Source organism: Azospirillum canadense (assembly GCF_025961225.1).
Classification (GTDB): domain Bacteria; phylum Pseudomonadota; class Alphaproteobacteria; order Azospirillales; family Azospirillaceae; genus Azospirillum; species Azospirillum canadense.
Genome location: NZ_JAOQNG010000001.1, coordinates 2,253,403 through 2,276,912 on the forward strand (window position 1 = coordinate 2,253,403; position 23,510 = coordinate 2,276,912).

General features: G+C 67.8%; 24 protein-coding genes. 20 read left to right on the forward strand and 4 right to left on the reverse strand.

Annotated elements, in window-relative coordinates; translation table 11 throughout:
- Window positions 1–18 precede the first annotated feature (18 nt).
- The 6 genes from M2351_RS10685 (at window position 19) to M2351_RS10710 (ending at window position 6,400) form a co-directional block, all read left to right on the forward strand.
- On the forward strand, window positions 19–678 hold the full coding sequence (locus tag M2351_RS10685) for a class I SAM-dependent methyltransferase (RefSeq protein ID WP_264656058.1): 660 nt from the start codon (window positions 19–21) through the stop codon (window positions 676–678).
- 2 nt (window positions 679–680) lie between these two features.
- The gene (locus M2351_RS10690) at window positions 681–1,490 is read left to right on the forward strand and encodes a DNA alkylation repair protein (RefSeq protein WP_264656059.1); all 810 of its coding nucleotides are present in this window, start codon (window positions 681–683) and stop codon (window positions 1,488–1,490) included.
- A 62-nt stretch (window positions 1,491–1,552) separates the two neighbouring features.
- Window positions 1,553–3,064 (forward strand): UbiD family decarboxylase, encoded by a 1,512-nt coding sequence (locus M2351_RS10695; RefSeq protein ID WP_264656060.1) that lies wholly within the window; start codon window positions 1,553–1,555, stop codon window positions 3,062–3,064.
- 28 nt (window positions 3,065–3,092) lie between these two features.
- A complete protein-coding gene (locus tag M2351_RS10700; protein WP_264656061.1) occupies window positions 3,093–4,202 on the forward strand; it encodes a DUF3616 domain-containing protein in 1,110 nt (369 codons plus the stop codon).
- Window positions 4,203–4,486: 284 nt separating this feature from the next.
- Window positions 4,487–4,921: a DoxX family protein gene (locus M2351_RS10705; protein ID WP_264656062.1), complete on the forward strand. Its 435-nt coding sequence runs from the start codon at window positions 4,487–4,489 to the stop codon at window positions 4,919–4,921.
- A 123-nt stretch (window positions 4,922–5,044) separates the two neighbouring features.
- Window positions 5,045–6,400, forward strand: coding sequence for a TldD/PmbA family protein (locus M2351_RS10710; protein WP_264656063.1), 1,356 nt, complete (start codon window positions 5,045–5,047; stop codon window positions 6,398–6,400).
- Between the two features lie 397 nt (window positions 6,401–6,797).
- Here the strand turns inward: M2351_RS10710 and M2351_RS10715 are convergent, their stop codons facing one another.
- Both M2351_RS10715 and M2351_RS10720 read right to left on the reverse strand, forming a co-directional pair.
- Window positions 6,798–7,325: an anti-virulence regulator CigR family protein gene (locus M2351_RS10715; RefSeq protein ID WP_264656064.1), complete on the reverse strand. Its 528-nt coding sequence runs from the start codon at window positions 7,323–7,325 to the stop codon at window positions 6,798–6,800.
- A gap of 150 nt (window positions 7,326–7,475) precedes the next feature.
- On the reverse strand, window positions 7,476–8,417 hold the full coding sequence (locus M2351_RS10720; protein WP_264656065.1) for a diacylglycerol/lipid kinase family protein: 942 nt from the start codon (window positions 8,415–8,417) through the stop codon (window positions 7,476–7,478).
- 216 nt (window positions 8,418–8,633) lie between these two features.
- On the opposite strand from M2351_RS10720, the gene M2351_RS10725 reads away from it, so the two are divergent.
- From M2351_RS10725 to M2351_RS10735, 3 genes are all read left to right on the forward strand, one after another.
- Entirely contained in the window at window positions 8,634–9,455 is an 822-nt protein-coding gene (locus tag M2351_RS10725; protein ID WP_264656066.1) for a UDP-2,3-diacylglucosamine diphosphatase, read from the forward strand.
- Window positions 9,452–10,447, forward strand: coding sequence for a glycosyltransferase family 4 protein (locus M2351_RS10730; RefSeq protein ID WP_264656067.1), 996 nt, complete (start codon window positions 9,452–9,454; stop codon window positions 10,445–10,447). The genes M2351_RS10725 and M2351_RS10730 overlap by 4 nt, the downstream gene beginning before the upstream one ends.
- Before the next feature lie 66 nt (window positions 10,448–10,513).
- Window positions 10,514–11,737 carry a hypothetical protein gene (locus M2351_RS10735; protein ID WP_264656068.1) on the forward strand — a complete coding sequence of 408 codons (1,224 nt, stop codon included), beginning with the start codon at window positions 10,514–10,516 and terminating at the stop codon, window positions 11,735–11,737.
- 101 nt (window positions 11,738–11,838) lie between these two features.
- Here the strand turns inward: M2351_RS10735 and M2351_RS10740 are convergent, their stop codons facing one another.
- Window positions 11,839–13,179 (reverse strand): globin-coupled sensor protein, encoded by a 1,341-nt coding sequence (locus tag M2351_RS10740; protein WP_319801878.1) that lies wholly within the window; start codon window positions 13,177–13,179, stop codon window positions 11,839–11,841.
- Between the two features lie 334 nt (window positions 13,180–13,513).
- Here M2351_RS10740 and M2351_RS10745 point away from each other — a divergent pair, with 334 nt between their 5' ends.
- The 8 genes from M2351_RS10745 (at window position 13,514) to M2351_RS10780 (ending at window position 19,689) form a co-directional block, all read left to right on the forward strand.
- Window positions 13,514–14,797, forward strand: a complete 1,284-nt coding sequence (locus M2351_RS10745) for a 3-deoxy-D-manno-octulosonic acid transferase (RefSeq protein ID WP_264656070.1) — start codon at window positions 13,514–13,516, stop codon at window positions 14,795–14,797.
- Window positions 14,794–15,801 carry a tetraacyldisaccharide 4'-kinase gene (lpxK, locus tag M2351_RS10750; RefSeq protein WP_264656071.1) on the forward strand — a complete coding sequence of 336 codons (1,008 nt, stop codon included), beginning with the start codon at window positions 14,794–14,796 and terminating at the stop codon, window positions 15,799–15,801. Before M2351_RS10745 ends, lpxK begins: the two co-directional genes overlap by 4 nt.
- The gene (locus M2351_RS10755) at window positions 15,794–16,702 is read left to right on the forward strand and encodes a lipid A biosynthesis lauroyl acyltransferase (RefSeq protein WP_264656072.1); all 909 of its coding nucleotides are present in this window, start codon (window positions 15,794–15,796) and stop codon (window positions 16,700–16,702) included. The genes lpxK and M2351_RS10755 overlap by 8 nt, the downstream gene beginning before the upstream one ends.
- 61 nt (window positions 16,703–16,763) lie before the next feature.
- Window positions 16,764–17,435, forward strand: coding sequence for a LysE family translocator (locus tag M2351_RS10760; protein ID WP_264656073.1), 672 nt, complete (start codon window positions 16,764–16,766; stop codon window positions 17,433–17,435).
- A gap of 160 nt (window positions 17,436–17,595) precedes the next feature.
- Window positions 17,596–17,988, forward strand: coding sequence for an NADH:ubiquinone oxidoreductase subunit NDUFA12 (locus M2351_RS10765; protein ID WP_209769163.1), 393 nt, complete (start codon window positions 17,596–17,598; stop codon window positions 17,986–17,988).
- Window positions 17,989–18,035: 47 nt separating this feature from the next.
- Complete coding sequence (mlaD, locus tag M2351_RS10770) at window positions 18,036–18,545, forward strand: outer membrane lipid asymmetry maintenance protein MlaD (protein WP_264656074.1); 510 nt, start codon at window positions 18,036–18,038, stop codon at window positions 18,543–18,545.
- 140 nt (window positions 18,546–18,685) lie between these two features.
- A complete protein-coding gene (locus tag M2351_RS10775; protein ID WP_264656075.1) occupies window positions 18,686–19,156 on the forward strand; it encodes a hypothetical protein in 471 nt (156 codons plus the stop codon).
- Between the two features lie 119 nt (window positions 19,157–19,275).
- On the forward strand, window positions 19,276–19,689 hold the full coding sequence (locus tag M2351_RS10780; protein ID WP_264656076.1) for a DUF2155 domain-containing protein: 414 nt from the start codon (window positions 19,276–19,278) through the stop codon (window positions 19,687–19,689).
- A gap of 19 nt (window positions 19,690–19,708) precedes the next feature.
- Here the strand turns inward: M2351_RS10780 and aat are convergent, their stop codons facing one another.
- Window positions 19,709–20,350, reverse strand: coding sequence for a leucyl/phenylalanyl-tRNA--protein transferase (aat, locus tag M2351_RS10785; protein ID WP_264656863.1), 642 nt, complete (start codon window positions 20,348–20,350; stop codon window positions 19,709–19,711).
- A 138-nt stretch (window positions 20,351–20,488) separates the two neighbouring features.
- Here aat and M2351_RS10790 point away from each other — a divergent pair, with 138 nt between their 5' ends.
- From M2351_RS10790 to M2351_RS10800, 3 genes are all read left to right on the forward strand, one after another.
- Window positions 20,489–21,142 (forward strand): ribonuclease T2 family protein, encoded by a 654-nt coding sequence (locus M2351_RS10790; protein WP_264656077.1) that lies wholly within the window; start codon window positions 20,489–20,491, stop codon window positions 21,140–21,142.
- 142 nt (window positions 21,143–21,284) lie between these two features.
- Entirely contained in the window at window positions 21,285–22,319 is a 1,035-nt protein-coding gene (locus tag M2351_RS10795; protein WP_264656078.1) for an SRPBCC family protein, read from the forward strand.
- 16 nt (window positions 22,320–22,335) lie between these two features.
- On the forward strand, window positions 22,336–23,505 hold the full coding sequence (locus M2351_RS10800; protein ID WP_264656079.1) for a zinc-dependent alcohol dehydrogenase: 1,170 nt from the start codon (window positions 22,336–22,338) through the stop codon (window positions 23,503–23,505).
- Window positions 23,506–23,510 lie beyond the last annotated feature (5 nt).

Genomic DNA, 23,510 nt, shown 5'->3' on the forward strand with positions numbered 1-23,510 from the left:
CACAGCCGGGAATCCAATATGACCACGCTTTCTCCGAACGACTTCGTCCGGACCAACACAACCGTCGCGACGACTCCGCTGTTGCCGGAAATCCGCCTGCATCTGGCGACCGAAGTCACCCCGTTGTGGGAAGCGACGGAAGAGTCCTTGCGCGAATCCAACGTGCCGCCGCCCTATTGGGCCTTCGCCTGGCCGGGCGGGCAGGCCGTGGCGCGCCTCGTGCTCGACCGGCCGGATCTGGTCGCCGGCAAGTCGGTGCTGGACTTCGCCGCCGGCACCGGGCTGGTGGGCATCGCCGCCATGAAGGCCGGTGCGACGCGGGTGCAGTCCTGCGACATCGACCGCTTCGCGCTGGCCGCCATCGCAGTCAACGCCGAGTTGAACGGGGTGGAGGTGAAGGCCGTCAGCGCCGACCTCGTCGGCCGCGACCTGCCGGGGATCGACGTCGTCCTGGCCGGCGACGTCTGCTACGAAAAGCCCATGGCGGATCGGGTCACGGCTTGGCTGCGGGGGATTGCCGCGACGGGCACGCTGGTCCTGCTGGGCGACCCCGGCCGCGCCTACGTCCCGACCAGCGGCATCGAGCGCATCGGCCGCTACACCGTGCCGACCTCGCTGGAGCTGGAGGACCGGGAGACGCGCGACACCACCATCTGGCGCCTGCTGCCGGAGGGCTGATCATGGCCGTGGACACCGCCGCCAAGCCCCGCAAGGGCGCCACCAGGATGGCCGACATCCCGCCCGACGTGCTGGTTGACCTGAGCGCCGGCCGGCGCGAGACGGCAACCCTCGCCGAAGGGTTGGCCATCGATTTCGCGACGCTTCTGGCGGCAGCGGTGCCGGAAACCTCGGGAGACGTCCGGTTCGACGCGAAGGATGGTGTCACAAGGCGGATGGCGCAGGCCGCGGGCGCGGCCCTGGCAGCCGTCGGACCGGGCGCCATCGAACGGTTGGCGCTCCACCCGTCGGACACGGTGCGCGGCTGGGCCTCCTACGCGCTGGCCGTCCTGCCTGGCCTGCCCCTTCCCGAGCGGCTGGAGCGAATCCGCCCGCTTGCCGACGACCCCCATTTCGGCGTGCGCGAATGGGCGTGGCTGGCGATCCGCCCCCACATCGCGGATCGGATCGACGACGCCCTGGCATTGCTCGCCCCCTGGACGACCGCCGGCTCCGAACGGCTGCGCCGCTTCGCCAGCGAGGCCACCCGCCCGCGCGGCGTTTGGTGCACGCACATCGCCCTGCTGAAGGACGAACCGTGGCTCGGTTTGCCGATCCTCGATCCGTTGCGGGCGGACGGCGCTCGCTACGTTCAGGACTCCGTTGCGAACTGGCTGAACGACGCCGCGAAATCCCGGCCGGACTGGGTACGCGAGGTCTGCGCGCGGTGGGAGGCCGAAAGCCCGACCCCTGCGACGGGCTACATCGTCCGCCGGGCGCTGCGCTCCATCAAGCCGGGAAAGACAGGCAAGCCGGGAAAGACAGGCCCTTGACGCGGCGCGATCCGCATCGATGCTTAGGCGCCCCGCCCCATTCCAGTTGAGACAGATCCTCCATGCCTTACACCTCCCTGCGCGACTTCATCGACCGGCTGGAAACGTCGGGACGTCTGGTCGTGGTGAAGGAGCCCGTCTCCACCGTGCTGGAGATGACCGAGATCCAGACCCGCCTGCTGGCGGAGGGCGGACCGGCCGTGCTGTTCGAGAACGTGATCAAGGCCGACGGCACGCGCTCCGACATGCCGGTGCTGGTCAACCTGTTCGGCACGGTGGAGCGTGTCGCCTGGGGCATGGACCGCGAGCCGCATGAGTTGCGCGCGGTCGGCGAGACGCTGGCCTTCCTGAAGCAGCCGGAGCCGCCGGGCGGCTTCCGCGAGGCGCTGGAGCTGATCCCGCTCGCCAAGACCGTGCTGTCGATGAAGCCGAAGACCGTCGGCTCCGCCCCCTGCCAGGAGGTGGTGCTGACCGGCGACCAGATCGACCTCGGCCGCCTGCCGGTGCAGAGCTGCTGGCCGGGCGAGCCGGCGCCGCTGATCACTTGGCCGCTGGTCGTCACCAAGGGACCCACGGCCAAGCGTGAGGACGACTTCAACCTCGGCATCTACCGCATGCAGGTGCTGGGACGGAACAAGACCATCATGCGCTGGCTGAAGCACCGCGGCGGCGCACAGCACCATCACCGCTGGCAAGCGAGTGGAAAGCGCGAGCCCCTGCCCTGCGCGGTCGTGCTCGGCGCCGACCCCGGCACCATCCTGGCCGCGGTCACGCCGGTGCCGGACACCCTGTCGGAATACCAGTTCGCCGGCCTGCTGCGCGGCAAGAAGGTGGAGCTGGTCGACTGCAAGACCGTGCCGCTGAAGGTCCCGGCCCAGGCGGAGATCGTTCTGGAAGGCCACGTCAGCCTGGACGAATACGCCGACGAGGGTCCCTACGGCGACCACACCGGCTACTACAACTCGGTCGAGCCCTTCCCGGTCTTCACAGTCACGGCGATGACCATGCGGCGCAACCCGATCTACCTCTCCACCTTCACCGGCCGCCCGCCCGACGAGCCCTCCGTCCTGGGCGAGGCGCTGAACGAGGTGTTCATCCCCCTGCTGATCCAGCAGTTCCCGGAGATCGTGGACTTCTGGCTGCCGCCGGAGGGCTGCTCCTACCGCATCGCGGTGGTCAGCATGAAGAAGGCGTACCCCGGCCACGCCAAGCGCGTGATGATGGGCGTCTGGTCCTTCCTGCGCCAGTTCATGTACACGAAGTGGGTGATCGTCGTGGACGACGACATCGACGCGCGGAACTGGAAGGACGTGATGTGGGCGATGAGCACCCGCATGGACCCGGCCCGCGACATCACGGTGATCGAGGGCACGCCGATCGACTATCTGGACTTCGCCAGCCCCGATTCGGGCCTCGGCGGCAAGGTCGGGCTGGACGCCACCAACAAGTGGCCGCCGGAAACCAAGCGCGAGTGGGGCCAGAAGATCCGCATGGACCAATCGGTGGTCGACGAGGTTTCCCGCAAGTGGGACAGCTACGGCCTGCCCGGCACCGGAAAGCCCATTTGGAAATAGCCATCCCCTCACGCGAAGGAGGCCCGCCATGCCCCGCACCCCCGCCCGTCCCCTCGGCACCGTTCGCCTGGACTTCCGGCCGGGCAGCAGGACGGCGGAGGACTTGTCGGTGGTGGAGCGAGTTGGCAACGCCCTGTTCGTGGCTTCCGACGAGGGGGCGGAACTGGTCCGGCTGGTCACCGCGGATGGCGGCGCCAGCTACCGCGAGGACGCGGCCTTCCCCCTCTCGCGCTACTTCGACCTGCCGGCCGGTCCGGACGAGTCGGATGAGGCGGACGTCGAGGGCATGGCGATCGCCGATGGCTGGCTGTGGGTCGTCGGCTCGCACAGCCTCGCGCGCCGGAAACCACGTCCGGGCGATGGCGCCGCCGCGGCGCTGGCCCGCCTGGGCAAGGTCCGGCGCGACCCCAACCGCTTCCTGCTCGGCCGCATTCCCCTGCGCATGGACGACGGGCAGCCACCGGAGCCCGTCCGCAAGCACCGGGGAAACACGGCGCGCTGCCTGCCCTTCAAGACCGGCGGCAATGCCCTGACCAAGGCGCTGGCCGACGACGCGCTCCTGGCCCCCTTCCTGACCATTCCAGCCAAGGAGAACGGCTTCGACGTCGAGGGACTGGCCGCCTGTGGCGACCGCCTGTTCCTGGGGCTGCGCGGCCCGGTCCTGCGTGGCTGGGCCTGCATCCTCGAACTGGCCGTCGAGGAGGACCCGGACGACCCCAACCATCTGATGCTCCAGCGCATCGGGCCGGACGACGCACCGTTTCGCAAGCACGTCCTCGACCTGGACGGGCTGGGCATCCGCGAATTAGCCTTCGACGGCGACGATCTGGTGATCCTGGCCGGGCCGACCATGGACCTGGACGGTCCGGTGACCCTGTGGCGCTGGACCGACGCGCTGGAGGATGGAAACGACGGACCTGTCCTGGGCGACCGGCTGGTCCGCCTGCTCGACCTTCCCTACGGCGAGCGGGCCGACCACGCGGAGGGCATCGCCCGCATCCCACGCGCCGGCGCCGCCCCCGCCCTGCTCGTCGTCTACGACAGCCCGGCCGCGGGGCGGCGGCACGGCGACGGCGTGGACGCCGACCTGTTCGCCCTGCCCTCCCGCTACGACCCGGCGAATTCCTTCCTGGCGTGAGGGTTCGCGTCGGACGGCGATCCACCACAGAGGCACGGAGACACAGAGAATAACTCCCGTTGCCTCACCCCGGCGCTTGGCCGGTCGATCGGGGATTCTCTGTGTCTCCGTGTCTCTGTGGTTCATAGCCCCTACCCAACCAAAGTTGCCGATCCAGCAACAATCAGTGCGCAACTTCGCGGATTATCCCAATCCCGATCACAGCTATTCTTGCCCTCAGACGACACCGGCCCCGGCGCCAACGCCGAATGCGGGCCATCCCTCAGGGACAAGGAGACCACGCCATGATCGACAATCGCACCGCCCCCTACGCCGCCTTCCTTTTGCGCGTCAGCCTGGGCCTTCTCTTCATCGCCCACGGGCTGGTTTTGAAGGTCCTGACCTTCGGCATCGCCGGCACGGTCGGCTACTTCGAGAGCATCGGTTACCCGGGCGCCTTCGCTTACCTCGTCATCGTGGGCGAGATCGGCGGCGGCCTGCTGCTGGTGGCCGGCGTCTTCACCCGCTGGATTTCGCTGGCCCTGCTGCCGATCCTGATCGGCGCCACGCTGCAGCACATCGGCAACGGCTGGGTCTTCTCGGCGACCGGTGGTGGCTGGGAGTTCCCGGTGTTCTGGACCGTGCTGCTGCCCATCCAGGCGCTGCTGGGCGACGGCGCCTTCGCCCTGAAGCTGCCGACCTCCTCCCAGACCGTTTCCGTGCAGGACCGGCTCGCCTGAACCACATCACCGGGTAGACGAGGAAGGGGCGCGCCCAAGGCAACGCCTGAGGCGATATGCCCCTTCCTCTTCTGTGCGGCGCTCCCATTTGCTAGACAGGCGCGAGACCTAGCGGAGACCGTGATGCCCGTTTCGACCACCTCCCAGAGCGACGTTCTGAACCTGCTGGAAGACCTGATCCGCAAGGCCAAGGGCGCCGGGGCCGACGCCGCCGACGCCGTTCTGTTCGACAGCGCGTCGCTTTCGCTGAGCCAGCGTCTCGGCAAGACGGAAAAGCTGGAGCGGTCCGAATCGGGCGACCTCGGCCTGCGGGTCTTCGTCGGCAAGCGGCAGGCCATCGTCTCCTCCACCGACCGCAGCGCCAAGGCGTTGGACGAGCTGGTGGAGCGGGCCGTCGCCATGGCCCGCGTGGTGCCGGAAGACCCCTTCACCGGCCTCGCCGACCTCGACCAGCTGGCGCGCGAGTTCCCCGACCTCGACGTGCTCGACCTGTCCGAGCCGACCGCCGAGATCCTGATCGAGCGCGCCCGCATCGCCGAGGAGACCGCGCTTGCGGTCCAGGGCGTCACCAACTCCGAGGGCGCCGACGCGAGCTGGAGCCGCTCCACCATCGCCATCGCCGCGTCCAACGGCTTCAAGGGCAGCTACGGCGTGTCGCGGCAGTCGCTGTCCGTGTCCGTCCTGGCCGGGACCGGCACGGGGATGGAGCGCGACTACGACTACGACAGCAAGGTCTACGGCGCCGACCTCCGCGACCCCGCCGCCATCGGCCGCGAGGCCGGTGAACGCTCGGTGCGCCGCCTGAATCCGCGCCGGGTGAAGAGCTGCAAGGTCCCCGTGGTGTTCGACCCGCGCGCCTCGCGCGGCATCCTGGGCCACCTCACCGGCGCCATCAGCGGGCCGAGCATCGCTCGCGGCACCAGCTTCCTGAAGGACAAGATGGGCCAGCAAATCTTCGCGGCCGGCGTCACCATCGTGGACGACCCGCATGTGAAGCGCGGCCTGCGCTCCCGCCCCTTCGACGCGGAGGGGATCGCCACCAGCCGCCGCAACCTGATCGAGGACGGGCGGCTGACCACCTGGCTGCTCGACCTGCGCTCCTCCCGGCAGCTCGGCCTGTCCACCACCGGCCACGCGGCACGCGGCACCTCCGGCCCGCCGGGCCCGGCGCCGGCCAACGTCTACATGGCCCCCGGCACGAAGAGCCGCGACGAACTGCTGGCCGAGATCAAGGACGGCTTCTACGTCACCGAACTGATGGGCATGGGCGTCAACGGCGTCACCGGCGATTACAGCCGGGGGGCGGCCGGCTACTGGATCGAGAACGGGCAGCTCGCCTACCCCGTCAACGAACTGACCATCGCCGGCAACCTGAAGGACATTTTCCTGAACATGGAGCCGGCGAGCGACCTGGAACTGCGCTTCGGCATGGACGCCCCGACTGTCCGCATCGACGGCCTGACCATCGCAGGTATCTGACACAACACAGCGAGGCGCTCCGCAAGGCACGCCTCGTCACCGCCGCTCGCACGGCCATGGCCCACCCGAAGGGGTGCGGCAAATCATCATACATGCGTGTGGATGTTGCGCGCCTCTCCCGCGTCGCGCGAAATGCCGGTGCGTACGGGGTGGCGGAACGGCCACCACTCCCGCCGCACAACGGAGGGTACGAGGATGAGAGAACTCCTCACTCTCCTGATCCTGGTCCTGGCACTGATCAAGCGGCTGCTTGAACTCCTGACCTAAGATCGGGCCTGGAGATTGGGGGCTGCAACCCCCGTCCTCCTAGCCGAATAATGGGGTTGGCGCCCCCCTCTGTCAATCGGCGCCCCCTCGCCCTCCCCTGCGTCCCTTCGCCCTACCGCCGTCCGAATCGTCAGCGCACGACGTTGCGGACGATGTCCGCGATGGTGCCGTGCACGGCGTCCAAAATCAGCATGTCGGCGCCGGCCAGGATGCATTCCCAGCCGTTCATGCAGACCGGCACCCGCTGGCGCAGTTCCACGGGCGCCATCTTCTTGGCGATGCCCGGCGGCAGAGGCTTGCCGCGCGCAAGGTTCTTCGCGATGCCGGGCGGCAACGCGGACGCGCCGACCGGGTGGTCCACGAAATAGGTGCGGATGACGTTCACGTCGGTGCGGCTCACAACAACTCCGGAGCCACCCGGACCGCCACCGCCCGGACCGCCACTCTCGCGCTTGCCTCCGCTCTGTCCCTTTCCGTGACCGTTGCCGGGGCCGGCGTCATCCACCGAGACCGCTCCATGCCCCTTGCCATGCCCGCCACCTTGGCCGCCGCCCTGCCCTCCTCCGGCCCAGTCCGGCTTGTCCGCCGACGCCGGGCTCGTCATCGCGAGAGCCGCCACAAGCGCCAGCGCGGCGCTTCCAATTCGATGCTTGCGCATTCTGCTTTTTCCCCACCCATGGCGGCCGTAAGCCGCCCGCTGCGCCCAGGCTAAGGGCATCAAGCCCCGATTACCCATACTCCAATCGATTTAGCCGACGAAACCAGGGCGCGGCCTGTTGCAAGGAAGGGATAAGCGGAAGAAGGCCCGTCAGATCGTCCCCACCAGAATTGGCAGCGTCCAGGGCGCCAGCGCGATCTCCACCGGCAGGCGCGCGATGACGTCGCCGTCACCCTGCACCGCGTCGCCCTCCGGCCCCTCGATGGTCACGCGCTCGGCCGGCACGATGCGGTAGTCGGGAAAGCGCGGCAGCCGCCCCGCCATCATGCCCCAGATGTAGCGGACGGCGTTCCAGCGCCCCGCCCCCGGGAACAGGCAGACGTGCAGGCGCGGGTCGTCCAGCCGAGCGTCGGGCGCACAGACGAAGCGCCCGGCGTAGAAGTGCCCCTTGGCGACGATCACCGAAGCCGCTTCCTCCGTCACGCCATCCACCGTCACCTGGTAGCGCGCGTCGCGGTAGGCCGCGAGTTGCGCCAGCGTCTCCGCCACATAGGCGCCCTTGCCGATCAGGCGCTTCAGCCGCGGGTCCACGCGTTCCACCACCTGGGCGTCGAGCCCCGTCCCGGCCATCATCGCGAAGCAGCGCCCGTTCGCCACCCCCAGATGCACCGGCAGTGGCGCGCCCTCCGCCAGCACCGACGCCATTCCCCCAGCGTCGGACGGCAGCCCAAGTTCTTGCGCCAGCACGTTGGCGGTGCCCAGCGGCACGATCCCCAGCGGCACCGGCGGCAGCCCGCCGCGGGCGCCGAGCCCGTTGACCACCTCGTTGATCGTCCCGTCGCCGCCAGCCGCCACCACCGCGTCAAAGGCGCCTGGGGTCACCGCGCGGGCCATCGCCTCGGCGTCGCCGCGCCCGCCGGTTTCCTGGACGGTTACCTCCACCGCGAAACGCTGGTCGAGCGCGTCGAGCACCGCGCGCAGGCGCTGCGCCCGGCGCGCGCCGGCCACCGGGTTGTGGATCACCAGGAACCGCCGTCGCGGAACCGGCGCGATGTCGGGATGGCGGGGCACCGCGGCGGAGAAGGTCGGCAACGATTCGGCCCTTTCGATCCAAGTCGCGTTTGGTGTTACACGTCGATGACGGAAAGAATACAGGTTCGTTTCCGAATTACGACAACAACAAGAAGTCTTCCTGAAATCACCGGCAGCACTTCCTGCACCGCCCGGAAAAGATTGTCAACAGCGGCATCCATGGTTATACGGACCCCGTCTTGACTACATCTTGTCTCAACGACGAGGGAGTGGGGCATGAGCGCCTCAGCCGAGGTGACGCGGTACCGCAGCATCTGGATTTCCGATGTCCACCTGGGAACACGCGGGTGCAAGGCGGAATTCCTGCTGGACTTCCTGAAGCACCACGACTCCGAACACCTCTACCTTGTCGGCGACATCGTCGACGGTTGGCGCCTGCGCAAGACCTGGTACTGGCCCCAGGCGCACAATGACGTGGTCCAGAAGATATTGCGGCGCGCGCGCAAGGGCTCGCAAGTCTATTACATCCCCGGCAACCACGACGAGGCGGCGCGCGACTATGTCGGGCTGCAGTTCGGCGGGGTGCATGTGGTCGACGAGCTGGTCCACGTCACCGCCGACGGCCGGCGCTTCCTGGTGACGCATGGCGACCGCTTCGACGTCGTCGTGAAATACGCCAAGTGGCTCGCCTTCGTCGGCGACAACGCCTACGTGGTCCTGCTCCAGGCGAACACGCTGTTCAACTGGGCGCGGCGCAAGCTGGGCTTCGATTATTGGTCGCTGTCCGCCTTCCTGAAGCACAAGGCGAAGAGCGCGGTCGAGTTCATCGGCCAGTACGAGAACGCGCTGAGCGACGAGGCCCGGCGGCGCAAGGTGGACGGCGTCATTTGCGGGCACATCCACACCGCGGAAATGCGCGACATGGAAGGGATCCTCTATTGCAACGACGGCGACTGGGTCGAATCCTGCACCGCGTTGGTCGAACACCCCTGCGGCCGGCTGGAAATCATCGATTGGGCGGCGGAAATCCGCCGGCGGTCGTCGATGAAGGCATTGCCCAAGCCAGAGACGAAGCCGGTGGCGAAGGCGGCGGCGTGAACATCCTGATCGTCTCCGACGCCTGGTTCCCGCAGGTCAACGGCGTGGTGCGCACCATCAGCACGGTGCGCGCCGAACTGGAGGCGATGGGCCATCGGGTGGAGGTCATCGGCCCCGACCGCTTCCGCACCGTGCCCATGCCGACATACCCGGAAATCCGGCTGGCGCTCGGCGCCGGGCGCCGGCTCTGGTCGATGATCGACGCGATGCGGCCGGACTGCATCCACATCGCCACGGAAGGGCCGTTGGGATTCGCCGCGCGGCGCTATTGCCTGAAGCGGGGCAAGCCCTTCACCACCGCCTACCACACCCGCTTCCCGGAATATGTGCGCGACCGCGCGCCGGTGCCGCTGGCGCTCAGCTACGCGGTGGTGCGCCGCTTCCACAAGCCGTCCTCGGCGGTGATGGTCGCCACCCAGTCGATCGAGAACGACCTGGCGGCGCGCGGCTTCGACAACATCCGGCGCTGGACCCGCGGCGTGGACACCGACCTGTTCCGCCCCCGCGCCAAGGGCTTCCTCAACGTCCCCCGCCCGATCTCCCTGTATGTCGGCCGGGTGGCGGTGGAGAAGAACCTGGAGGATTTCCTGAGGCTCGACCTGCCCGGCACCAAGCTGGTGGTCGGCGATGGCCCCGCCCGCGCGGAGCTTCAGCAGAAATACCCGGACGTTATCTGGGCCGGCGCCAAGCATGGCGAGGATCTCGCGCGCCATTATGCGGAGGCCGACGTCTTCGTCTTCCCCTCGCGCACCGACACCTTCGGCCTCGTTCTGCTGGAGGCGCTAGCGTCCGGCGTGCCGGTCGCCGCCTACCCGGTCCCCGGCCCGCTGGACGTGGTCAACGGCTCCGGCACCGGCTGCCTGGACGAGAACCTGAAGCACGCCGTGGAAACCGCCCTGACCATCCCGGCCGAACGCTGCCGCGACTACGCCCTCAGCTACTCCTGGCGCCGCTCGGCGGAGCAATTTTTAGCGAACCTGCGGCCATTTTAACCATCTTCCGACAACGTACCCTATGATATGTTCTCCTGTCTGGATAGTCCCAAGAAGATTATACAAATGGACGAAGGCACTGATAGCATTAAGTCTACGATCCGGTCCCCCAGAATAGAGGCAGCTAGTCTCATAGTTGCCATTCTGTCCGTTTTAGTTGCAGTCTATTTTGGAATAAAGACAGAGAATAAAAAAGAAATCACCATAAGATATCTCACGGAAAGAAATCTCGTTAGCATAGAGGCGAGCAAAACGAACGGATTAGATATCACGTTCCAAGGGAAACCGGTAAAATCGCCATGGATCGCTTCAATTCGGATTGAAAACACAGGAGATATACCGATTGACCAAAAAGATATAGAAAGTCCAACAACAATAATATTCCCTAATGCCGCCGTTTTAGACGCTAGAATAGTAGAGCAACAGCCAGCCAATATCGATTCGACAGTGAATAATGCAGGAAATTATCTTGCAGTCATTCATAAGCTCCTCAACCCCGGAGACTCTATTACCATAGATGTCTTCCTTGACGGAAATCCATCAAACAAATTCAGCACATTCCGCATTGCCGGGATAAAAAACCCTGTTGAGGTACTTATTTCAAACGAGCAAACACAAAACTACGTAACCGTAATACCGCTACCCAATTCAGCACAATATAGCGCTCTAACTTTGTCATCGCTGGCCACTCTAGCATTGCTGGCCTTCGCAAGTTATATAGTTTTCGATTACGTCGCATCCGCCCTTAAATCGGGAGGCGATCGAATTTCCGTTATGAAATCAAGAATTGAAAGGGATCTCAATCCAGAATATTTTTTAATCACGATACCTACAGAAGACAAAATCCTCGGCGCAATTCTGTCCTGCATAGGAAATCCACTCAAGCTAAGTGCGGTCCTTGACATAAATAAACTGGTGAATCTTGTAGAAACAAAGGTTCCAGTGCCACTTATATCTATATACAAAGAATCCACTGGATCCATAGCGCAGAAAATACAGAGATTATCTATTGGGGCCACGGAAAGTCAACTCATGGCTTTTGCGAAAACCCGATTCTCCAAGAAAGGAGCTGATGCCTTAGCGTCGGAAATTGATAAAATCAAATCCAGAAATCCAACAAATTATCTAGGCCTGTCTTTCGAACAAGTGAAAAAATCTTATGTGGATGATGCTTTGCGAAACGAAAATATGGATACTGGAGATCTAATTGCGGGGATAATGGCGTTCCTTATCTCCATTTCTCTCATATCCCTACTTGGATCGGCGTGGAAGATCATTCTCGGTTATTGAGCTCAAGCCAATACAAGGCGCTACAACGCAGCTTCCACTGAGAAATCACAGGTATCGCGTTGGTACGGGCCGGTTATGATCACCAGCCCGCTTTTCCCTCCTCACGCCACGCGGACGCGCTTCAGGAAGTCGTCCACGCTCTCGCGCAGGCGGTCCGCCTGCCGGTGCAGGCCGTCGGCGGCGCCCAGAACCTCGCCGGCGATGGTGCCGGTTTCCGACGCGGCGGTGGTCACGCGGTCGATGGTGTGGGTCACCGACTGCGTTCCGCCGGCCGCCTGCTGGGCGTTGCGGGCGATCTCCTGCGTGGCGGCCGTCTGCTGCTCCACCGCAACGGCCACAGTGGTGACGATCTCGTTGATGCGGCCGATCGTCGTTCCGATTCCCTTGATCGCGTCGGCGGAGCCGCGCGCCGCGTCCTGCATCCCGGCGATCTGGGCGGAGATGTCCTCGGTCGCGTTGGCCGTCTGGTTGGCGAGGTTCTTCACTTCCTGCGCCACGACCGCGAAGCCCTTGCCCGCCTCGCCTGCCCGCGCCGCCTCGATGGTGGCGTTCAGCGCCAGCAGGTTGGTCTGCGACGCGATGTTGGTGATCAGTTGAAGCACCGCGCCGATCTTCTGCGCGGCGTCGACCAGCCCGCTGACCGTCTCGTTGGTGCGGTCGGCCTCCTCCACCGCCGCGCGGGCGATCTGCGAGGACTGGGCGACGTTCCGGCTGATCTCCGCGATGGAGGCGGTCAGTTGCTCCGACGCCGACGCGACGGTCTGGACGTTGCCCGACGCCTGCTGGGCGGCCGTCGCCACCTCCCGCGACTGGCTGTTGGTCGCCGCGGCGATCTGCGACATGCGCTGCGCGTGGGCTTTCATGTCGTCCGACGCGGCCACGGTGTTGCCGACGATGGCCTTGACGCTGCCCTCCAGGCTGTCGGCGAGCCCATTCAGGATGGCGCGCTTGCTGTCCTGCTCCGCCGCCGCGTAGGTCTCCAGCAGCAGTTCAAGGTCGAGCCAAGCCACCCGGCCCAGCACCTCCCGCATCGCCGTCCGCTCCGCCGCCTTGCGGCCCCCGAACAACGACGGGCCACGCGCAACGCCCTCTCCGGACAGGCCAAGCTCGCGGATGATTCCGATGGACACGGTGTGATGGCAGATGGCGACGGCGTAGCCGGGCACCCCATGGTCGTAAAAGGCCTGCGCCAGCGTCCGCGCCGACTCCAGGAACCCGTCGCCGAGCCGCCCGGACACCACCCGCGCCCAATGCGCGAGGCGCACCCGGTGCACCTCCGGCTTATTCAGCGCGGCCTGGATTTCCGGCCAAGCATCGAAGGAGCTGTGCCATTGCTCCAGCAGGGCCGGCAGCCGCGCCGAGGCGAACGCCGCATTCCGCGCGAGCAGGGCAATATCCTTCTCGGTGATGCTGAAGGCTTGAAGCCGCCGTTCCTGGCTCACGCGATCCCGTTCCCCCACCGTCATAGGCTCTCCCCTTTTATTGAGCGCGCGGCGTGGGCCATCCTGTCCCCGGGCATTACCCCCGGTCCACCGCCACGCACATGCGGTTAAAACTCTAAACAGTTTGTACGCATCCTTGAGTGGACTGGATTTGCCCAAAAACGACATACGCCGTTATGCAACGACACAAGGGCAGGACGGACGAGGACTAGGCCGGCCGTCGCCGGTCCTCGCTCAAAGCCTTACCTCTGCCACAAGGCACCGTGCTAAAGTGGTGGGGTCCGCGGCCGGGAAACCGGCCGCTTGTGCTTTGTCGGATGGCGTTTCGACCCGAATGTTGCAGTCCCTCTACCGCGGCCTGACGACCCTCGCCGGGCCGGCGGTGCGTCTCTACCTCGACCGTCGCCGGGCTGCCGGCAAGGAGGACTCCGCCCGCCAGGCGGAGCGGTTCGGCGCGGCCTCGCTGCCCCGCCCGCCCGGCCGGCTTGCCTGGATCCACGCCGCCAGCGTGGGGGAGGCCAATTCGGTGCTGGTTCTGGTCGACCGCCTGCTGGACCGGTCGCCGGACCTGACCGTGCTGATGACGACGGGGACCGTGACCTCGGCGCAGCTGATGGGCCGCCGCCTGCCCGCGCGCGCGATCCATCAATATGTGCCGGTCGACCTGCCCGACGCGGTGAACCGCTTCCTCGACCACTGGCAGCCTGACGTGGTGCTGTGGACGGAATCGGAAATCTGGCCGAACCTGCTGGCCGCCGTGCGGGCGCGCGGCATCCCCGCGGCCCTGGTCAACGCGCGCATGTCCGAACGCTCCTTCGCGCGCTGGCGCTACGCCTCCGGCCTGATCACGCCACTGCTCTCCACCTTCCAGGTCACCCTGGCCCAGTCGGAGGGCGACGCGGAGCGGCTGCGCAAGTTGGGCGCCCGCGCCGTCGCCAGCGTCGGCAACCTGAAATTCTCGGCAGAGCCGCCGCCCGCCCGCCCGGACCAGCTCGCCGCGCTGCGGGAGGCCTGCGCCGGCCGGCCGGTGTGGCTGCACGCCAGCACCCACCCCGGGGAGGACGAGGTCGCCGCCGCGGTGCACGAGGCGCTGGCCGCCCGCCTGCCCGGGCTGCTGACCATCGTCGCCCCGCGCCACGCCCACCGCGGCGCCGACATCGCCGCGCTGATGCAGGGGCGCGGCCTTGCCGTGTCCCGCCGCAGCGAAGGTGCCCTGCCGAGGGCCGGGGACGCCGTGCACGTCGCCGACACGATGGGGGAGCTCGGCCTGTTCTACCGGCTGGCGCCGGTGGTGTGCATGGGCGGATCCTTCGTGCCGCACGGCGGGCAGAACCCGGTGGAGCCGGCGCAGCTGGGCTGCGCGGTTCTCTACGGGCCGCACATGTGGAACTTCGACGAGATCACCCGCCAGTTGGAGGGGGCCGGGGGCGCCTTGCCCCTGGCCGACGCCGCGGCCCTGACGGAGGCGGTCGGGCGCCTGCTGGCCGACGACGAGGCGCGCGGGCGCATCGTCACGGGGGCGGCGAGCGTCACCGACCGCAACCGTCGCATCGTCGACCGCGCGCTGGAGGTTCTGGACCCCGTCCTCGGTGCCGGCGGAATCCGGTCCGCCGCATGAGAACGCCGGCTTTTTGGTACCGCCCGGCCGGCCCCACGGAATCGGCGTTGGCCTGGGCGCTGTCCCCCATCGGGTCGCTCTACGGCCTCGCCGGCCGCCTCCGCATGGCCTCGCGCCCGCCGGCGCGCGTGGCGGTGCCGGTGATCTGCGTCGGCAACCTCGTGGCCGGCGGGGCCGGCAAGACCCCGGTCTGCATCGCACTGGCGGAGGCCCTGAAGGCGCGCGGGATCGAGCCCGCCTTCCTGACGCGCGGCCACGGCGGGCGGGAGCGCGGCCCCCTGCTGGTCGACCTCGGCCACCACGACGCCGCCGGCGTCGGCGACGAGGCGCTCCTGCTCGCCGCGCACGGCCCCTGCTGGGTGGCGCGTGACCGCGCCGCCGGGGCCGGGGCTGCGGTGGCGGCGGGTGCGCGGGCCATCGTCATGGACGACGGCTTCCAGAACCCGGCGCTGGCCAAGGACCTGTCGCTGGTCGTGGTGGACGGGGCCGTCGGATTTGGCAACGGGCGGCTGGTCCCCGCCGGCCCCCTGCGGGAACCGGTGGCGCGCGGCCTCGCCCGCGCCGACGCCGTGGTCGTGCTGGGCGACGACAAGGCTGGCGTCGCGGCGCAGGTCTCAGCCGCCCGCCCGCTGCCCATCCTGCACGCCCGGCTGGAGCCGGTGCCGGAGTCCCGCGCGCTCGCCGGCCGCGCCGTGCTGGCCTTCGCCGGCATCGGCCGGCCGGAGAAATTCTTCGCCACGCTGGAGTCCCTGGGCGCCAACGTCGTGGACCGGGTCGCCTTCGCCGATCACCACCCTTACCGGCCGGAGGAGGTGATGGCCCTGGTCGACCGCGCCGCCATGCTGGGCGCCGTGCCCGTGACCACCGCCAAGGACGCCGCCCGCCTGTCGGACGAGCTGCGCACGCTGGTCCGCGTCGTCCCGGTGCGGGCGGCGTGGCGCGATTCCGCGCTTCTGGACCAATTGCTGGACCGGCTTTTCAAAGGCGGAGAGTCCCATGGCTAAGCCCCGCGGCCCCCTGGCGAAATGGCTGCAGCGCCGGGTCGGCTACCCGCTGGAGGCAGCCTTCGTGTTCGGCGTCGCCGGCCTGTTCCGCGCGTTGCCGCTCGACGCGGCCTCGGCGCTCGGCGGCTGGATCGGCCGCACGGTCGGCCCCTTGCTTCCCGGCACCCGCACCGCGCGCCGCAACATGGAGCGCGCCTTCCCGGAGAAGCCGCGCGCGGAGATCGACGCCATCCTCCGCGGCATGTGGGACAATTTGGGCCGCGTCATCGCCGAATACCCGCACCTGGACGAAATCGGAGACCGGGGTCCCGGCGGCCGGATGGAGGTGGTCGGTGGCGAGCACATCGACACCCTGCGCGAGGACGGCAAGGCCGGCATCCTGGTTTCCGGGCATCTCGCGAACTGGGAAGTGCTGACCATCGCCTCGCGCAAGCTGGGGATGGAACTGGCGGTGGTCTACCGCGCACCCAACAACCCCTATGTCGGCGCGCTGCTGAACGACCTGCGCGGGGCCGCCAGCGGCACCCACATCCCAAAGGGCGCGGAGGGCGCACGGACCCTGCTCCGCGTCCTCACCAAGGGCGGGCACGTCGGCCTGCTGATCGACCAGAAGATGAACGACGGCATCCCCGTCCCCTTCTTCGGACGGGACGCCATGACCGCCCCGGCGGGGGCGCAACTCGCGCTGCGGCTCGGCATCCCGCTGGTGCCGGTGCGGACCGAACGGCTGGGCGGCGCGCGCTTCCGCATCACCGTCCTGCCACCGGTGGAGCCGCCGGTCACGGGCGACCGCAACGCTGATGTGCGAATTTTGATGGAGCGGTTGAACCACCTGTTGGAGCAATGGATTCGGGAGCGCCCGGCCGAATGGCTGTGGCTGCACCGGCGCTGGCCCAACTGACGGTCCCGGCGTCCGTTCCAGCAATCGGTTTCCGCATCGGTCCCAGAGAAGGTTTTCCGCCATGGCCCTGCCGCTCGACCCGCATCTCGTGCAGCTCTACCTGATCGCCGCGATCGTCCTGGTCCTGGCGCCGGGGCCGGATTCGCTGCTGGTCCTGTCGCGCAGCATCACCGACGGGCGCGACGCCGGCGTCGTCGCCACCATCGGCATCACGGTCGGCAACCTCGTCCATTCCACGCTGGCCGCCGCCGGCATCTCGGCCCTGATCGCCGCCTCCCCCGCCCTGTTCGACCTGCTGCGCTACGCCGGCGGGGCCTATCTCGGCTGGATCGGCGCGCGGGCGCTGTGGAGCGCGCTCAGCGCGGCCCGGGCGGCACGCGCGGACCGGGGGGCCTCCGCCATCGCGTCCGAGTCGGCGCCGGCCAGCCGCGTCTTCCTCCAGGCGCTGCTGACCAACCTGCTGAACCCGAAGGTCATCCTGTTCTACCTCGCCTTCGTGCCGCAGTTCGTCGCACCGGAACTGGGCCACGTCGCGGCGCAGACGTTCGTTCTGGGCGCCATTCTGGCCGGGCTCGGCTGCGCTTACCTGCTGGGCGTGTCGGCGCTCAGCGCCGGTGCGGCGCGCAAGGTCCTGGCCAGCGCGCGGGTGAAGGCGGTGCTGGACGGCGTCGCCGGCGTGCTGTTCCTGGGCTTCGCACTGCGCCTGCTGCTGACCGATCGCCGCATCGCCTGACTCACCCCCAGAAGGCGGGAAAAACGCCACAGAGTCTGTGGACGCGGGTGCATTGCGGTGTCATAGTGCCGCCCGCGTTAAGACAATGCCTTTTCCAACGGGCCTATCCCGTTGTGGCCTATTCCGTTGGGCCGCACAGCCCTTCCGACCGCGAGCGACGATGAGCGAGAAGATCTCCCTGATCACCTGGATGGCGAACATCCACATCCGGTTTGTGACCTGGCGCCGGGGCACGAAGGTCGGCACCGACCGCTTCGGCAATGTCTATTACCGCGCCAAGAGCGCTCATCCGGGCGTGAAGGAGCGCCGCTGGGTGCTGTACAACGGCGAGCCGGACGCGTCGAAGGTCCCGCCGGAATGGCACGCCTGGCTCCACCACACCACCAAGGAGCCGCTGCCGGAGGGGAACAGCCAGTTCCACAAGCCCTGGCAGAAGGAGCACATCCCGAACCAGTCGGGCTCGCTGCAGGCCTATCGGCCGCCGGGGCACCAGTATGCCGGCGGGCAGCGCGTGGCCGCCACCGGCGACTACGAACCCTGGACGCCGAGCTGAGACGCCGCCGGCACGCACCGTCAGCCGCGTCTCCTTAGGAAATTCGCATGCGCCGCAACGTGATCGAAACCGTGCTCGGCGGGGTCGTCCTCGCCGTAGCCGGGTTTTTTCTCGCCTTCGCCTACACCAGCGCCGACCTGCGCAAGGTGAACGGCTACGAGATCACCGCCAACTTCTCCAGCATCTCCGGCCTCCAGGCCGGCGCGGACGTGCGCATCAGCGGCGTGAAGGTCGGTTCCGTCACCGAACTGACGCTCGACCCCAAGAGCTATCAGGCGGTCGTGCACATGTCGATCCACCCGGACATCAAGCTGCCCAAGGACACCGCGGCCCTCATCGCCTCGGAAAGCCTGCTCGGCGGCAAGTTCCTGGCGCTGGAGCCGGGTGGCGAGCCGGACATGATCAAGCCGAACGGCCGTGTGGAATACACGCAGAGCACGCCCGGCATCGAGCAGCTGCTGGGCCAAGTCATCTTCTCGCTGCAGAACATGAGCAAGCCGGGCGGCCAGGCGGGCGAACAGGCGCAGCCCCCAGCCGGCGAGAACCCGAAGATGTGACTCCGGCCTACAGCCGGTGCAGGATCGCCACGACGACGAAAAAAGGGGCCGCAAGGCTCCTTTGCTCGTTTCGGGTGCAGGAACCAACCACACGCGCCGACGTTTCCTCCGCAATTCGCGAAAAACAGGAGGGATTGGTCATGAAGGCGCGTGTTTTGGCGGTGCTTGGTCTTAGCCTGCTCGCCGCAGCCTGCGGCACCAACACGGAAGAGAAGGCCGGCAGCGGCGCTCTCGGCGGGGCGGCGGCCGGCGCGGTGGTCGGCGGTCCGGTCGGCGCGGTCGTCGGGGCCGGTGTCGGCGCCGGCGTGGGCGCCGGGACGCAGAAAGTCGAGGACCGCTACGGCAACGGCGCATCCGACTCGACGAAAGCCAAGGGCCACAAGACCACGACGACGCGGCAGACGACGACCCGCAACGACACGACGGGCACCACCAACCGCACGTCCACGACGACCACGACCAACCCCGGTCCCACCGGGTCGGCCGGAACCTCCGGCAGCACGGCCGGCGGCACGACGACCTCCCCGGCCGACACCAGCACCGGCACAGGGAACACCACCGGCACATCCATGGGCACCACCCCCAACGCGGGCGGCAGCGCCGACCAGTGAGGGACGCGGGTCACACCCCGCTCCAATGGACGGCGGAGCGCTTCCGGGTTAGAAAGCTGGCGAGTTAAAAGGCAAGCGGGCATCGCCCGCGCCGTTCGACAGCACGGAAGCGATCCGACGTGACGAACCTGAAGAACCGTTTCGGCAAGAGCCTGTTCGGCGCGGCCCTCGTGGCCGCGCTTTTCTGTGCCCAGGGCACGCCCGGCGCCGCCCCGGTGCCGGAGGAGATGGTCAGCCGCCCGGCCGCCAAGCTTCAGGGCTTGGACAAGATCACCGCCCGAACCACCACTTTCACCATCGCGGTCGGCGAGACCAAGCTGCTCGGCAGCCTGCGCATCACGCTGCGCGCCTGCAAGGAGAACCCGCCGGTGGAACCGCCGGAGGCCGCCGCCTTCCTGGAGATCGTCGAGAACAAGCCCGGTGAACAGGCGGAGGCAATCTTCAGCGGCTGGATGTTCGCCTCCAGCCCCGCGCTGTCCGCCATGGAACACCCGATCTACGACGTCTGGGTCCTCAGCTGTTCGGACAGCTGACCGCGCGGAACGCCCGCCCTCACTCCTCCCCGCCCAGCAGGCCGGCGATGGCGCGATCCTGGTCGACGCCCTGGAAATCGGCGACGACGGCCAGCGCCGCGGCCAAGCGGCGCCGGTACTCGGCGCGCGGGATTTCCTGCGCGCCGAACTGGCTCAGGTGCTCGGTCACGAACTGCGCGTCCAGCAACCGGTAGCCGCCCGCCCGCAGCCGCGCCACCAGATGGACCAGCGCCACCTTGCTGGCGTCGGTCACACGGCTGAACATGCTCTCGCCGAAGAAGGCGCCGCCCAGCGACACGCCGTAGAGCCCGCCGACCAGCCGGCCATCGTTCCAGCACTCCACGCTGTGGGCGCAGCCCATCTGGTGCAGGTCGGTGTAGAGCCGCAGGATGTCGGCGTTGATCCAGGTCTTCGGCCGGTCGGGGGTCGGCTCCGCGCAGGCCTCGATCACCGCGCGGAAGTCGCTGTCGAACCGAAGCTCGAACACGCTACGCCGCACGGCCTTGCGCAGCTTGCGCGGCACATGGAAACCCTCCAGCGGCAGAATGCCGCGCCGCTCCGGGTCGAACCAGTACAGCTCCTCCGAGTCGGCGCTCTCCGCCATCGGGAAGATGCCGGCGGCGTAGGCGCGCAGAAGCAGCGGTGCGGACAGTTCGATCATCGTCAACACTATATCCGTTCGACCCCGCCCACCGGCAACGGCGATCATGGGGACGCTCCGACGGTTCCACTTCCGCGCGACAGGCGGCGCCCACCATGGTATGCAACGCTCAATCGAGCCTCTTGGGGGAGTCACGTCATGCGGAAGGTTCTCTCGGCCATCGCCCTCGCGGCGGTTGCGTTCCTGTCGGCGACCGGCACGTCCTGGGCGCAACGCCGGGCGGAGCCCGGTGCCTTCGACTATTACGTCCTGACTCTGTCCTGGTCACCCGCCTTCTGCGCGAAATCCAAGGGGGCGCCCGATCCCGATCAGTGCGGCATGGACCGCAAGTTCGGCTTCGTCGTCCACGGCCTGTGGCCGCAGAACGCCGATGGCGGCTACCCCGCCAACTGCACGCGCGACCGGACGGTTCCCAAGGCCGTCGTCGATCAGATCATGCCGATCATGCCCAGCGTAGGGCTGATCGTCTACGAATGGGCCAAGCACGGCACCTGCAGCGGCCTGAACGCCACCGATTACTTCGCCCGCCTGCGCGAGGCTTACGCCAAGGTGAAGGTCCCGGAACCGCTGCAGTCGCCCAACGCCGACCTGTCCGTGCCCGCCATGCAGGTGGAGCGGCTGTTCGTCCAGGCCAACCCGGGCCTGGCGCCGGAGTCGGTGGCCATCGTCTGCTCCAAGCGCGACGTGGCGGAGGTTCGGATCTGCCTGAACAAGGATCTGGGCTTCATGCCCTGCGGTTCGCGGATTGTCGACCGCTGCCGCCGCGACGCCGTCCTGACCGCGACCCGCTGACCGCAACCTCCTGACTTCAACCTCCTGACTTCAACCTCCTGACTGCCGCCATCTGTCCAAAAGATTAGGAACGCCGCTGGCCTCCGCCGGTTGAGCCGTTGGTCGGGATCGCCCGATCAACACCGGTTCGATGGAGGCCACAATGGCAACGCAAGAAGCACGGCACGCCCGCGGTCCGGACCGCAGGCAACAGCCGCGCAGCTGGGACGACGGCGGACACAGGGGTAATGGGCAGGCGGGCGACGAGCGGCTGTCGCGCGCGTTGGGCTGGTTCAGCATCGGCTTGGGGCTGGCGGAACTGACCGCGCCCAACGCCGTCGCGCGCCTGATCGGCATTCCGGAGGACGACTCGAACCGGCGCATGCTGCGCGCCTTCGGCATGCGCGAGCTTGCCAATGGCGTCGGCATCCTGGCGCAGCCGCGCGAATCCGGCTGGATGTGGGCGCGCGTCGGCGGCGACCTGATGGACCTGGCCTTCCTCGGCAACAACCTGCGCTCCGACGAGGCGCAGCCGAACCGGATTGCGGCGGCGGCGGCGGCCGTGGCCGGGGTGACCGCGCTCGACGTGCTGTGCGGGCAGCGGATGGGGCAAGACGGCGGCGAAGCACAGGGCACCGGCGCCAACCGCCTGTGGAGCCGCCACATCGACGTCCGTCAGACCGTGGCGATCAACCGCAAGCCGGAGGAGATCTACAGCTTCTGGCGCGATTTCCGGAACCTGCCGCAGTTCATGAGCCACCTGGAGCGGGTGGACGTGCAGGACGACCGCCGCTCCCACTGGGTCGCCAAGGCACCAGCCGGGCGCACGGTGGAATGGGACGCCGAGGTGACGGAGGACCAGCCGAACCAGCGGCTCTGCTGGCGCTCGCTGGAGCGCGCCGATGTCGACAACAGCGGCGAGGTGCGGTTCGAGCGCGCGCCGGGTGACCGCGGCACCATCCTGCGGGTGGAGATGCGCTACACCCCGCCCGGCGGCATTTTCGGCGCCATCGGGGCGAAGCTGTTCGGCGAGGAGCCGCAGATGCAGGTGCGCGACGACCTGCGCCGCCTGAAGCAGGTGTTGGAGACGGGCGAGGTCACGGTGGCCGAGGGCTCCATGGCCATCACCCACCCGGCGCAAGCCTGGGCCCCGCACACCCAACCGGCCCACACCCAACCGGCCGACTCGGGCCGCTGACAGGAGGTTCACGGCCATGAAAGCGAACTGCTGGTACGGCAAGAAGGACATGCGGGTCGAAAACGTCCCGGATCCGAAGATCCTGAACGCCCACGACTGCATCGTCCGGATCACCTCGACGGCGATCTGCGGCTCCGACCTGCACCTCTACAACGGCTTCAACCCGGCCATGCAGCCCGGCGACATCGTCGGCCACGAGTTCATGGGCGAGGTGGTGGAGGTCGGCAAGAGCGTGCAGAAGCTGAAGGTCGGCGATCGCGTCACCGTCCCCTTCCCCATCTCCTGCGGCAGCTGCCTGTCCTGCCAGCGCAACCTCTTCTCCGTCTGCGAGAACTCCAACCCCAACGCCGCGATGGCGGAGGAGCTGTGGGGCCACTCGCCGGCCGGCCTGTTCGGCTACTCGCACCTGCTCGGCGGCTATCCCGGCGGCCAGGCGGAGTACGCGCGCGTGCCCTACGCCGACGTCGGGCCTTTGAAGATCCCGAGTGAACTGGACGACGAGCAGGTCCTGTTCCTGACCGACATCCTGCCGACCGGCTACATGGCCGCGGAGCAGTGCGACATCCAGCGGGGCGACACGGTCGCCGTATGGGGCTGCGGCCCGGTCGGCCAGTTCGCCATCCTCAGCGCCTTCCTGCTGGGGGCGGAGCGCGTGATCGGCATCGACCGCTTCGAATACCGCCTGCGCATGGCCCGCGAGACGTGCAAGGCCGAAACGCTTAACTACGCGGAGAACGACGTCCACCACGCCCTGATGGAAATGACCGGCGGGCGCGGGCCTGACGCGGTGATCGACGCGTCGGGCATGGAATCGCACGGCCTCGGCCTCGCCGGCGCCTACGACCGCGCCAAGCAGGCGATGATGCTGGAGACCGACCGCGCGGTGGCCCTGCGCCAAGCGATCATGGCGGTGCGCAACGGCGGCGTGGTGTCGGTGCCCGGCGTCTACGCCGGCTTCATCGACAAGTTCCCGATGGGCTCGGTGATGAACCGGTCGCTGACCATCAAGACCGGCCAGACCCACGTCCAGCGCTACCACCACCACCTGCTGGAGCGGATTCAGAAGGGCGAGATCGACCCGACCTTCATCATCACCCACCGCCTGCGCCTGGACGAGGCCCCGCACGCTTACCAAGTCTTCAACGACAAGCAGGACGAATGCATGAAGGTCGTGCTGAAGCCGTAAGGATT